The following is a 12,532-nucleotide window of genomic DNA, read 5'->3' as shown; positions in this document are numbered from 1 at the left end:
CCAGATACTCTATCCAACTGAGCTACTACCGCACACTTGTGTTCTACAGAGTTGATGGTGCGGTAGGCAGGATTCGAACCCACGACCCTCTGGTTCGTAGCCAGATACTCTATCCAACTGAGCTACTACCGCGTCAAAACTGTAGGAGCAGAATATTAGCGAACCCGAAGAAAAAAGGCAAGGCTTTTTGTGAAAATACCGCAAATGTGGTATCCGTTTCCTTCCTGTTCAGTCGATTTGCTTGCGGGACAGTCTTTTCGGGCGGGCATGAAAAAAGGCCTCCGAAGCGGATGCTTCAGGGACCTTGATCAGGGTTCGGACCGGCCGGAGGTCAGTCCTCGCGGCGCCTGATGACGGTGACGTATTCGCCCGCCGCCTCGTCCGTGTTCTGGCTCACGAGCTCGTGGCCCGTCTGGCGGCAGAATTCCGCCAGATCGGCCAGGCTGTGCCTGTCGGTGCTGACGACGCGCAGGAGGGTGCCGCCCGCCATCTTGGCGAGGGCCTTCTTGGCGCGCAGCACCGGCATCGGGCAGTTGAGGCCGGGCAGGCAGAGGTCGACGACTTCGAGCGTTTCGGTCATCGTGCGTCCTCAGAGCTTGGCTTCGACCCAGGCCTGAACGTCGGCGAGCGCGGCGTCTAGGCCTTCGGCGCTCTGGGCGCCGGCCATGGCCATGTCGGGCTTGCCGCCGCCCTTGCCGCCGAGCTTCTGCGCGACGGAGTTGACGAGTTCGCCGGCCTTGACGCGGTCGGTGAGGTCGCGGCTGACGCCCGCGGCGAGCTGGACGCGGCCTTCGGCGCTGACGGCGGCGAGGACGGCCACGGCGGTGCCGAGCTTGTCCTTGACCTTGTCCATCGTTTCGCGCAGGGCCTTGGCGTCGGCGCCGTCCATGCGGGCGGCGAGGACCTTGATGCCCTTCACCTCGATGGCCTTTTCAAGGAGCGTGTCGCCCATGCGGCTGGCCATCTGGCTCTTGAGCTGTTCGAGCTGCTTTTCGAGGGCCTTGACGTTGGCCATCATGTCGTCGATCTTGGACGGCAGGTCGCAGGCCTTGACGTTGAAGCGGAAGGCGGCCTGGCCGAGGAGGGCGGCGTTCTTCTGGGCTTCGGCAAGGGCGTTCATGCCCGTGACGGCCTCGATGCGGCGGATGCCGGCGGCAACGCCCGCTTCGCCGAGGATCTTGAAGGAGCCGATGTCGCCCGTGCGCACGACGTGCGTGCCGCCGCAGAGCTCGACGGAGTTGCCGATCGTCTCAACGCGGACGATGTCGCCGTACTTTTCGCCGAAGAGCATCGTGGCGCCGGTCTTGCGGGCTTCTTCAAGCGGCAGGACTTCGGCCTTCGTGGCCGTGTTGGCGAGGATCTGCTCGTTGACGAGGTCTTCGACGCGGGCGATCTGCTCGGTCGTCATGGCCTGGCTGTGGGAGAAGTCGAAGCGCAGCTCGGTCGGGGAGACGAGGGAGCCCTTCTGTTCGACGTGCTCGCCGAGGACCTTACGCAGGGCCTGCTGGAGAAGGTGGGTCGCTGAGTGGTTGCGCTGCGTGGCGTGGCGGCGGTCGGCGTCGACCGTCAGGCGGAACTTGTCGCCCACGGCGATGCGGCCTTCCTCGACGTGGCAGGAGTGGCCCGTGACCTTGCCCTTGACGCGGATCGTGTCGAGCACGCCGGCGAGGGAGGCGTCGTTGCGACAGTGGCCGCGGTCGCCGACCTGGCCGCCCTGTTCGGCATAGAACGGGGTGCGGTCGAAGACGACGATGCAGTCGTCGCCCGCTTCGGCGAGTTCGACGGCCTGCCCGTCCTTGTAGACGGCGAGAACCGTGGCTTCGTTCTCTTCGAGCGTTTCGTAGCCGGTGAAGACCGTGTCGGCGCCCGTGTATTCGAGGCCGGCGGCCATCTTGAACTTGGCGCTGGCGCGGGCGGCCTCGCGCTGGCGGGCCATGGCGGCGTCAAAGCCGTCGAAGTCGATCTTGACGTCGCGTTCGCGGCAGACGTCGCCCGTCAGGTCGGCGGGGAAGCCGTAAGTGTCGTGCAGCTTGAAGACGACTTCGCCGTCAAGCACGCCGTCCTTGGAACCGGCAATGGCGGCGTCGAGGATTTCCATGCCCTTGGAGAGCGTGAGGAAGAAGCGGCGTTCCTCTTCTTCGATGACCTTCTCGATGCGCGGATTGTTGATTTCCGGATAGGCTTCGGCCATTTCGGCGCGAACGGCGTCGACGAGCTTGTAGAAGAAGGGCTTGCGGGCGCCGAGCTTGTAGCCGTGGCGGATGGCGCGGCGGCAGATGCGGCGCAGCACGTAGGCGCGGCCTTCGTTGCCCGGGACGATGCCGTCGGCGACGGAGAACGTGCAGGCGCGGATGTGGTCAGCAATCACCTTGAGGGACGGGGATTCCGGATCGACGGCTTCGCCGCTCGTCTCCTCAAGGACGCGCTTGACGCTGGCGAGCAGGTTCTTGAAGAGGTCGATGTCGTAGTTGTTGTGCACGCCCTGGAGAACGGCGGCAATGCGCTCAAGACCCATGCCCGTGTCGACGGAGGGCTTCGGAAGCTTGTGCATGACGCCGCGCTCGTCGCGGTTGAACTGCATGAAAACGAGGTTCCAGATCTCGATGTAGCGGTCGCCGTCTTCCTCGGGGCTCCCCGGAGGGCCGCCCTGGATCTTGTCGCCGTGGTCGTAGAAGATTTCGGTGCAGGGACCACACGGCCCCGTGTCGCCCATCATCCAGAAGTTGTCGGACATGTAGCGGGCGCCCTTGTTGTCGCCGATGCGGACGATGCGCTCGGCGGGAACGCCGACTTCCTCGTGCCAGATGTTGTAGGCCTCGTCGTCCTCGGCATAGACCGTGACCCAGAGCTTTTCGGCGGGCAGCATGAAGTGCTTCGTCAGGAGCTCCCAGGCGAAGTTGATGGCGTCATGCTTGAAGTAGTCGCCGAACGAGAAGTTGCCGAGCATCTCGAAGAACGTGTGGTGGCGGGCGGTGTAGCCGACGTTGTCAAGGTCGTTGTGCTTGCCGCCGGCGCGGATGCACTTCTGGGACGTCGTGGCGCGGGTGTACGGGCGCTTGTCGAAGCCGAGGAACACGTCCTTGAACTGGTTCATGCCGGCGTTCGTGAAGAGAAGCGTCGGGTCATGGGCGGGGACGACCGGGCTCGAGGCGACGATCGTGTGGCCCTTGCTTTCGTAGAAGTTCAGAAAGGTGCGGCGAATGTCTGCGACTTTCATAAATGGGTTTTCGGGACTCCCTGTCAGGCGGCGTGCGCCTGGTCAGGGCCGTTCCATCTCCTATAGGTTTTTGTCAATTCGGTGCCGTGCAGCTGCATCCGGAGGCGGGATGCTCCGGCCGGCGGCGGGAACGGAGGTCGGTCTGCCTGTGGCGGCGACGGCGAGCTCCGAGGCGGCCCGCTCTGGCTGACGGCCGGCAGTGCCGGCCGCGGCATGAACGGTGTGTCGGGAGCCTTCGTGAAGACTCGGGACGAAAACTCATATTTTACCCCCATCGCATGGGTTCGGCCCTGCAACTCCCTGTCGGAATGCGGATTTTCATGCCCTGAGGGTCGAAACGGGGGCCGGATCGTGCAAAAAGGAGACGCCCGCCTCACGGGAGGCGGGCGTCGGAGGGTGCGGGCGTCGTCTCCGGGCGTCCTGAGACGCCCGGCGGGACGCGCCGTGCCGGGCCGCTTAGGCGATGCGGGAGTAGCCGCCCGCGCGGGTGGATTCGCGCAGGTAGCGGTCGAAGTGCATCGCGACGGCGCGCACGAAGATCTTGCCCTTGGCGGAGACGACGAGGCGATCGTCGTAGAGCTCGACGAGCTCGTGCTTCACGTAGGGCTTCATCTTGCCGAGCTCGTAGGCGAACGTTTCGTCGAACTTGATGCCGAAGCGTTCCTCGACGTCGCGCTTGCGGAGCTCGAAGTTGCACATGATCGTCATGATCACGTAGCGGCGCATTTCGTCGTCGGCGTTGAGCAGGTAGCCGCGGTTCGTGGCGAGGCGGCCCTCGCGGATGGCGGCGTAGTAGTCCTCAAGCTCGCGCGGGTTGCAGGCGTAGGCGCTGCCGATCTTGGAGATGCTCGAGACGCCGAGGGCGATCATGTCGCATTCGGCCTTTGTCGAGTAGCCCTGGAAGTTGCGCTGCAGGGAGCCTTCCTTCTGGGCTACGGAGAGTTCGTCGGTCTCCTTGGCGAAGTGGTCCATGCCGATGTAGCGGTAGCCGTTGGCCGTCAGGCGCTTGATGGCGTCGAACATGATGTTGACCTTTTCGACCGTATCGGGAAGGTCGGCGGGCAGGATGCGGCGCTGCGGCTTGAAGTGGTTCGGCAGGTGGGCGTAGTGATAGAGCGCGATGCGGTCGGGGGAGAGCTCGAGCACCTGGTCGATCGTCTTCTCGAACGTGCCGCGGTTCTGCTTGGGCAGGCCGTAGATGAGGTCCATGTTGATGGACTCGAAGCCGTTTTCGCGGGCGGCCTCCATCGTGGCCTTCGTCATCTCGAAGGGCTGGATGCGGTTCACGGCCTTCTGGACGTCGGGGTTGAAGTCCTGGACGCCGAGGGACATGCGGTTGAGGCCCAGATCGTGCAGGTGCTTGACCTTGTCGGCGTCGCAGGTGCGCGGGTCAACCTCGATCGAGAACTCGCCGCCCTGGGCGAGCGGGAAGCGCTTCGTGAGCGTCTCCATCATGAGCGTGAGCTCGTCGTTCGTGAGGAAGGTCGGCGTGCCGCCGCCGAAGTGGAGCTGCTCGAGCTCGGTGGAGCCCGTGACGGCCTCTTTCACGAGGTCGGCTTCGCGGCCGATCATCTCGATGTACTCGGCGCTGCGGGAGTGGTCGCGCGTGACGATCTTGTTGCAGCCGCAGTAGAAGCAGACGTCGTTGCAGAAGGGAACGTGCACGTAGAGCGAGAGGTCGGCGGGCTCCTTCGCGTCAGCGCGGCCGGCGAGGGCCTTGCGGTAGTCTTCGGCACCGAAGCTCGCGTTGAATCGGTCGGCGGTCGGATACGACGTGTAGCGGGGGGCGGGCACGTCGAATTTGCGCAGGAGGTCCATTTCGGGCAGTTCAACGCCGCTGGTTGCAGGATTCGTCATCTGAGGATTTTCCTTGGTCTGTGACTTAAGTTAAACTTCCTGATATTATTGAGGCCGTAGATCGCTTTTCTTTGACTCACGTCAACAAGCGCTCGCGTCGGAAGTGCTGTGTGACGGCACTTCGACGACAGAAAGGGTCCGTGCTTCAGGATGCATGTGGGCATTCTAGACGCGGCAGATTATTTCTAGATTATTGAACGCGAGAACGCGGCCGCGGACTGGGCGGCCGGCGGTCTTGGTTTCATCGAGGGGAGTGGCCTGACTTCGGGCCTTCCTCAGCAACGGGGGCAAGATGAATATCACGACACTGCGCATTGGCTGTTCGAACTGCAACCTGAGAGAGGTCTGCATGCCGCTCGGCCTTACGCTCAAGGATATGGAGACGGTGGAGGAGCTTGTCTCCGCCCGCCGCCGCATCCGTCGCGGCGAGGCGCTCTACCGTGCCGGCGACTACTTCAACAATCTCTATGTGGTTCGCCTCGGCTTCCTGAAGAGCACCGTCATGAGCAGCGACGGTCGCGAGCAGGTCACCAACTTCTTCATGGCCGGCGAGATGATCGGCCTTGATGGCATTTCGAGCAACGTCTACTCCTGCGATGTCGTCGCGCTCGAGGACACGGAGGTCTGCGTCCTCCCCTTCGACCGCGTCGAACAGGCGACGACCACGATCCAGACGATGGGCAAGCACTTCCAGAAGCTGCTCTCTCGCGAAATCGTGCGCCAGCACGGCGTGATGCTGCTGCTCGGCTCCATGCACGCCGAGGAGCGTCTTGCCGCCTTCCTCCTGTCGCTCTCCCAGCGCTTCGAAAACCGCGGCTACTCCCGCAGCGAGTTCGTGCTGCGCATGACGCGCGCCGAAATCGGCTCCTACCTCGGCCTCAAGCTCGAGACCGTAAGCCGCGTGCTCTCGCGCTTCTCCCATGACGGCCTCATCGAGGTCAACCAGAAGCACGTCCGCATCTTCGACCCCGAGGGCCTGCGCGCCATCGTCTCGGCGGTCGACCTCGACCACTCGCCCTCGCCCGTCACGGCCTCGCCCATGAAGATCCAGAAGGCCTGATGGCCACGCCCTGCAGGACATGAAGAAGCCCGCCTTTCCTGATGGAAATGGCGGGCTTTTGAGTCTTCATTCGGGCCCTCATTCAGGCCCTTCCTGAGACTTCAGACGTCGGGTGCGTGCCTCAGAGCGACGGGCGCACCAGGTCGAGCCTGTCGGTGCACAGGCCGTCGACGCCCCACGAGAAGAGCTCGCGGGCGCGGCGCGGATCGTTCACCGTGTAGCAGAAGAGCCAGTAGCCCAGGGCCTTCACCTCGCGTGCGAATTCAGGCGTCAGGCGGCGCTGGTTGCAGTGAAGCGCCACGCACTTCATCTCCTCGAGCACCTCGCGCCAGTTTTCGGGCAGCTCGTCGACGAGGAAGCCGCGCGGAATGTTCGGGGCGGTCTCCATCGCGCCGCGAAGGGCGTCGGGCTTGAAGGACGAGAAGAGCGGAGCATCGGGCACGACGCCCGCCTGAGTGGCGCCGCCCTCGCGCACGAGGTCGGCATAGAGCTCGCCCGTCAGGCGGCCGACGACGCGGCCCGTCTCGAGCTCGGCGCCCTTGGCGGGCTTGATCTCGATGTTGAGCCAGACGCGGTTGGCGCGGCACCAGCGGACGGCCTGCTCGAAGCCTGCGGGAGGTACGCCCGTGTACTGCGGCGCAAACCAGCTGCCCGCGTCAAGCGACCTGATCTCGAGGCTCGTGAGCTCGGGCACGGAGCGTGTGTCGCGGATCGTGCGGCCGAAGCGCTCGTCGTGCATCAGGACGGGAACGCCGTCCTTGGCGAGCATGGCGTCCGTCTCGAAGGCGTGGAAGCCGTGGTGAAGACCGGCGCGGAAACCCTCGAGGGTGTTTTCAGGCGCCATCGTGCCCGCACCGCGGTGGGCGGAGACGCGGGCATAGGGCCAGGGATGAACGGATTGCATGATGATGTGTCCTCATGTCGGGGCGACGGTCGGGATCCGCCGCCTTTTTCAACAAGGCAATTGTAGGCTCGCCAACGATTTTCATAGTGGTGAATACCTAGGGCGAAAACCCTAATATGCGCTCGAAACGCCTGTGACAGAGGTTGTTGCGGGTGCGCCTAAAACAAAGTGCCTAGTTTTGCCATTTCCCGTCCATAGCGTATATGCTTGGAACAACTTCATCTCTCAGAGGAGAAATCAATATGATTCAACGTCGCACTCTTATCGGTGCCATCGGCGCGGTGGCACTCTCTAGTGCCTCCTATTTCCCGATGACAGCCTGTGCGGCCATGCCTCGGGGTGAAGGTTCGGATCCGATCCGCATCGTCGTGCCGTACCCGCCGGGAGGTCCTCTCGACGTCTCCGCCCGCACGATCGCGGAAGCCGTCGTCGACACGCTCGGCAACGTCATCGTCGACAACCGTCCCGGTGCGGGCGGCGGCGTCGGCATGGGCTACGTCAAGCGTCGTCCCGGCGACGGCCGCACGCTTGTCGTGGGCGCGGTCGCCACGCATGCGATCAACCCGCATCTCTACAAGCGCCTGCCCTATGACGCGAAGAAGGACTTCAAGGCCGTGACGCTCATCGCCCACGTGCCCAACGTCCTCGTCGTCACGCCCGAGTTCTCGCAGAAGACGGGCGTCAAGACGGTCCAGAATCTCGTCGAATACGCGAAGAAGAACCCCGGCAAGCTCAACTACGCCTCCGGCGGCAACGGCAGCGCGGGCCACATGGCCGGCGAATGGCTCAAGCAGATCAAGGACATCGACATGGTCCACGTCCCGTTCGCGGGTGCCGCCGCCGCGCAGCTCTCCGTGCTCGCGGGTCAGACCGACCTGATCTTCGACAACCTCGCGAGCGCCACCGCCAACATCCGCGCGGGCAAGCTCCTGCCGCTCGCCGTCACGACGAATGTGCGCGCAAAGGCGCTGCCCGACGTCCCGACGATGCAGGAGGCGGGCGTCCCCGACTTCGACATCTCCACGTGGTACGGCCTCTTCGTGCCCGCCTCCACGCCCGACGACGTGGTCGCGCACCTCAACAAGGCGATCACGGGAGCCCTCAGGTCCGCGCCCGTTCAGGAAAGGCTTGAAAAGCTCGGCGGCGTCGCCTCTCCGACAACGCCCGAAGAGTTCCAGGAGCTCGTGACAAGCGAAAGCGAGAAGTACGCAAGGCTTGTCAAGCTTTCCGGCGCACGCGTCGACTGACGCAGGGCGCAGCTCGAATGGAAGGCCTCGAATCCCAAGGAATCGAGGCCTTTTTTCTCATTCGCTAGAATCAAGGCTCGCTGTTCAACGAAAACAATGACTAACGCACGGCGCAGCCGCGCGGCCCGGACGGCCGTGCGGCTGACGCAGACCCCTTGAAATGATGATCAAAAACAAAAAGGACTTCTGGGCAGGCATATTCTTCATCGCTTTCGGCGCCGGCGCCGCGGCCGTTGCCCAGGAGAATGCGCTCGGCACGCTCTCGCGCATGGGGCCCGGCTTCTTCCCGACGGCCCTTGGCGTCATTCTGGCCCTGCTCGGCTGCTGCCTGAGCCTTCGCGCTCTGCTCTTCTCCGGTTATGGCGACGGCTCCCTCGAAGGCGTCAACTGGGGCGTACTCGGATTCATCCTCGGCAGCGTCGCGGTCTTCGCCGTCTCGCTCCTCGAGCTCGGCGTCCTGCTCTCCATCGCCCTCATGATCGTGATCTCGTCGCTTGCCAGCGGACGCTTCCGTGCAAGGGAGGTGGCGGTGCTCACGGTCTTCATGTGCCTTCTCTGCTGGGTGATCTTCATCTTCGGCGTGGGCCTTCAGGTGCCGGTTCTGCCGGCCTTCCTCTGAGGAAGGTGCGCACATGGATCTCGTCTCCAACCTGCTGCTCGGCTTTCAGAACGCCGTCACGCTTCAGAATCTTCTCTACTGCTTCACGGGCGTCTCCGTGGGCACGCTCATCGGCGTGCTGCCCGGCATGGGGCCCGTTGCCACCGTGGCGATGCTCCTGCCGATCACGTACGCGCTCGACCCGTCGGCCGCCCTCATCATGCTTGCGGGCATCTACTACGGCGCCCAGTACGGCGGCTCCACGACGGCCGTCCTCGTCAACATTCCGGGCGAGGCCGCCGCAGTGGTGACCTGCATCGACGGCCACAGCATGGCCAAGAAGGGTCGCGCGGGCGCGGCGCTCGGCATTGCGGCCATAGGCAGCTTCATCGCGGGCACCTTCGCCACGATGCTGATCGCGGCCTTCGCGCCGCCCCTGACCGAGCTCGCCTTCGAGTTCGGCCCCGCCGAGTACTTCAGCCTGATGGTGCTCGGCCTCGTGGGCGCCGTGGTGCTCGCCAACGGCTCGCTTCTCAAGGCCGTCTGCATGATCTTCGTGGGCCTCATCCTCGGCCTCGTGGGCTCGGACATCAATTCGGGCGCGCTGCGCTACACGTTCGGCGTCGACGAGCTGATGGACGGCATCGACTTCGTGGCGATCTCGATGGGCATCTACGGCTTCGCGGAGATCATGAAGAACCTCGAGATCAGCCAGACGCGCAGCCTCGTGCCCGTCAAGGTCGAGAGCGTGCTCCCGACGAAGGAGGACCTCAAGGTGTCGGCGGGCCCGATCGCCCGAGGAACGCTGCTCGGATCCTTCCTCGGCATCCTGCCGGGCGGCGGCGCGCTTCTCTCGTCCTTTGCGTCCTACACCCTCGAGAAGAAGCTCGCGGGCGAACGCGCAGAACCCGCCTTCGGACAGGGCAACATCCGCGGCGTGGCGGGCCCCGAGTCCGCCAACAACGCGGGCGCCCAGACGAGCTTCATCCCGATGCTCACGCTCGGTATCCCGTCCAACGCCGTCATGGCGCTCATGATCGGCGCCATGATGATCCATGACATTACGCCTGGCCCCCAGGTGATGAACACCGACCCCGAACTCTTCTGGGGCCTCATCGTCTCTATGTGGATCGGCAACCTCATCCTGATCGTCCTCAACCTGCCGATGATCGGCGTCTGGGTGCAGCTCCTGCGCGTGCCGTACCGCTGGCTCTATCCCGCGATCCTCGCCTTCTGCTGCATCGGCGTCTACTCGATCAACAACAACGTCTTCGACGTGTGGATGACGATCGGCTTCGGTGCGCTGGGCTATCTCTTCAACAAGCTCGGCTGCGAAAGCGCGCCCCTCATTCTGGGCTTCATCCTCGGTCCCATGATGGAGGAGAACATGCGCCGCGCGCTTCTGCTCTCGAGGGGCGACATGAGCTGCTTCCTCACGAGCCCGCTCTCGGCGGCGTTCCTTGCGCTGAGCGTCCTTCTGCTGCTTCTCGTGCTCGCCCCGGCCGTGCGCTCGGGCCGCGAGACGGCCTTCAGGGAGGACTAGCTTCGGTCGAGACATGAACGAGCACGACGAACCTGAGGCAAGGGCAAGGGGGCCGGCGGAATGATCCGCCGGCCCCCTGCCGTTTTCAGGGCGAAAAAAATCCCCGCGTCCTTTCGGAACGCGGGGCAAACCCTCATTGTTAGCGGTATCCAACCGATTCAGGAGACTCAGCACTTGCGTGCTTCGTTGAGTAGAAGATTACAGGCAGAGGGCTCCGGGATGTTTTTCCTTGAGTCATTGTCCGTAAGAGAATGTAATTCCCGTTTTCGGTTGAAATTTGCTCGAATTGTTGGGCATCAGGTATTTTCGATGTCCGGCTGCGCAAAACTTTGTTGCGCGGCGCGGATTCGTGAAACAAGCCGTCCGATCGTCAGAGGTCGTAGCTCACCCTGGCGTCGTGCACGAGGGCCATGGCGTTCGGAGCGATTTCGCCTGCGGTGAAGCCCGCTTCGAGGCCCTCGGCGGAGAGGCCGTGGAAGTAGACGGCGGCGAGCACGGACTCGACCATGTCGTAGCCCTGGGCGAACATGGCGCCGATCATGCCGGCGAGGACGTCGCCCGAGCCGCCCGTGGCGAGCATGGGGCTGCCGGTCGGGTTGATCCAGGTGCGGGAGCTGCGCATCGAGATGACGGTGCCCGCGCCTTTGAGGACGACGATGGCGCCAGTCTGGACGGCGAGCTCGCGGCAGGCGGCGACGCGGTCGGCGGTGACGCCGGCGGTGTCGCGGCGCAGCAGGCGGGCGGCTTCGCCCGGGTGCGGCGTGAGGACGGTCGGGGCGCGGCGGGCGAGCACCATGTCCTGAAGCTTGATGTCGGCGGCGATGATGTTGAGCGCGTCGGCGTCAAGGATGAGCGGCTTCTGGCAGTTGAGGGCCTCGATGACGCGGGCCTTCGCTTCGGCGGAGGTGCCAAGGCCGCAGCCGAGGACGATCGCGTCGAAGTCCTCAAGATTGACGGGCTTGGTCGCGAACATGATTTCCGGATAGACCATGTCGACGTGCGGCGCATGCTCGGCGCGGCATTCGAGCGTGACGCGGCCGGCGCCCGAGATCAGGGCGGCGCGGGCGGCGAGGATCGAGGCGCCGATCATGCCGTCGGTGCCGCCGATGACGGCCACGCTGCCGTAGTCGCCCTTGTGGGAGTTCTTGACGCGGGGACGAAGAACGCGCGGGAATTCGTCGGTGCCGATCACGGAGAGCGGGGAGAGCGGAACGGAGACGTCGAGCTCGTTGAGGACGATCTCGCCGGCGGCGTCGGCGCCTTCGCACATGTAGAGGCCGGATTTGACGCAGAGGAACGTGATCGTCACGTCGGCGCTGCAGCCGGGATAGCTGCCGGTCCAGTGACCCGTGACGGGGTTGAGACCAGACGGAATGTCGAGCGAGACCTTGAGGGCCTGGCGTTCGTTGAACCAGAGGACGGCGTCGAGGTAGTCACCCGTGATCGGCTTGGCAAGGCCCGTGCCGAAGAGACCGTCGACGACGCAGTCGGCCTTTTCCGTCATGTACGGATCGTCATAAGTCGTGCCGCCGGCCTGCGTCCAGCGTTCGAGCTGGGCGAGTGCGAGGGCGGAGGTCGGGCGGCGGCCGCCCGGGAGCACCACGTTCACGACGGCGCCCTTCTCACGGAGCTCGCAGGCGCAGGCAAGGGCGTCGCCGCCGTTGTTGCCCGGACCGACGAGCAGGGTGACTCGGCGCTGTTCGACGCCGGCATCCTCGAGACGCTTCATGATGAGTTCGGCGGCGGCCGCGCCGGCGCGCTTCATCAGCGTATCGGCGCCGAGCTGGTTGGCGGCGCGCATTTCCAGATTCTGCAGTTCGTCTGCGGTGAGAATGGTAAGGCTCATGATCGGGTTCCTTGGGTCCTGAAAGGAAAATGTGCGGGTTATTGTACTCGCACATTATTGATGTTGACGAATGGCCGCGGCGCCCGCACGCGGCACAGGAGGCTTCTCAAAGGCCGCCTTATCCAACGGGCCGTAAAACCTCTCCATTCATGGGGAGGATATAAGGCCCCAATGGGCATTTGGTTGAAAAACACGCATTCCTGAAGGAAGTGTGCCATGATGTTCGTATGAAGATCACCTGCGCCTTTCAATACGAACTC

The 12,532-nt window shown here is 64.2% G+C and carries 9 protein-coding genes and 1 tRNA gene; 4 read left to right on the top strand and 6 right to left on the bottom strand.

Going from position 1 to position 12,532, the window contains the following annotated elements; genetic code table 11:
* Positions 1 to 55: 55 nt before the first annotated feature.
* From HMPREF3036_RS06990 to hemN, 4 genes are all read right to left on the bottom strand, one after another.
* Positions 56 to 132: transfer RNA gene (locus HMPREF3036_RS06990), tRNA-Arg, on the bottom strand.
* Positions 133 to 331: 199 nt separating this feature from the next.
* Entirely contained in the window at positions 332 to 580 is a 249-nt protein-coding gene (locus tag HMPREF3036_RS06985; protein WP_005433215.1) for a sulfurtransferase TusA family protein, read from the bottom strand.
* Between the two features lie 9 nt (positions 581 to 589).
* Positions 590 to 3,217, bottom strand: a complete 2,628-nt coding sequence (gene alaS, locus HMPREF3036_RS06980; RefSeq protein ID WP_062332912.1) for an alanine--tRNA ligase — start codon at positions 3,215 to 3,217, stop codon at positions 590 to 592.
* A 456-nt stretch (positions 3,218 to 3,673) separates the two neighbouring features.
* On the bottom strand, positions 3,674 to 5,074 hold the full coding sequence (hemN, locus tag HMPREF3036_RS06975) for an oxygen-independent coproporphyrinogen III oxidase (RefSeq protein WP_005433206.1): 1,401 nt from the start codon (positions 5,072 to 5,074) through the stop codon (positions 3,674 to 3,676).
* Between the two features lie 292 nt (positions 5,075 to 5,366).
* On the opposite strand from hemN, the gene HMPREF3036_RS06970 reads away from it, so the two are divergent.
* A complete protein-coding gene (locus HMPREF3036_RS06970; protein WP_038006035.1) occupies positions 5,367 to 6,134 on the top strand; it encodes a helix-turn-helix domain-containing protein in 768 nt (255 codons plus the stop codon).
* 121 nt (positions 6,135 to 6,255) lie between these two features.
* On the opposite strand, the gene ugpQ is transcribed toward HMPREF3036_RS06970, so the two are convergent.
* Entirely contained in the window at positions 6,256 to 7,038 is a 783-nt protein-coding gene (gene ugpQ / locus HMPREF3036_RS06965) for a glycerophosphodiester phosphodiesterase (RefSeq protein WP_062332909.1), read from the bottom strand.
* 242 nt (positions 7,039 to 7,280) lie between these two features.
* On the opposite strand from ugpQ, the gene HMPREF3036_RS06960 reads away from it, so the two are divergent.
* The 3 genes from HMPREF3036_RS06960 to HMPREF3036_RS06950 all read left to right on the top strand — a co-directional run bounded on the left by HMPREF3036_RS06960 (position 7,281) and on the right by HMPREF3036_RS06950 (position 10,426).
* On the top strand, positions 7,281 to 8,285 hold the full coding sequence (locus HMPREF3036_RS06960) for a Bug family tripartite tricarboxylate transporter substrate binding protein (protein ID WP_005433203.1): 1,005 nt from the start codon (positions 7,281 to 7,283) through the stop codon (positions 8,283 to 8,285).
* Positions 8,286 to 8,445: 160 nt separating this feature from the next.
* Positions 8,446 to 8,904 (top strand): tripartite tricarboxylate transporter TctB family protein, encoded by a 459-nt coding sequence (locus HMPREF3036_RS06955; RefSeq protein ID WP_005433202.1) that lies wholly within the window; start codon positions 8,446 to 8,448, stop codon positions 8,902 to 8,904.
* Positions 8,905 to 8,917: 13 nt separating this feature from the next.
* Positions 8,918 to 10,426: a tripartite tricarboxylate transporter permease gene (locus HMPREF3036_RS06950; RefSeq protein WP_005433201.1), complete on the top strand. Its 1,509-nt coding sequence runs from the start codon at positions 8,918 to 8,920 to the stop codon at positions 10,424 to 10,426.
* 370 nt (positions 10,427 to 10,796) lie between these two features.
* Here the strand turns inward: HMPREF3036_RS06950 and HMPREF3036_RS06945 are convergent, their stop codons facing one another.
* On the bottom strand, positions 10,797 to 12,272 hold the full coding sequence (locus HMPREF3036_RS06945; protein ID WP_062332905.1) for a bifunctional ADP-dependent NAD(P)H-hydrate dehydratase/NAD(P)H-hydrate epimerase: 1,476 nt from the start codon (positions 12,270 to 12,272) through the stop codon (positions 10,797 to 10,799).
* Between the last annotated feature and the right edge of the window lie 260 nt (positions 12,273 to 12,532).

Origin of the sequence: Sutterella sp. KLE1602 (genome assembly GCF_001578585.1) — a bacterium.
GTDB lineage: Bacteria > Pseudomonadota > Gammaproteobacteria > Burkholderiales > Burkholderiaceae_F > Sutterella > Sutterella wadsworthensis_A.
Note: the sequence above shows the minus strand (reverse complement) of the source record. Positions and strands in the feature narration are given on the sequence as shown.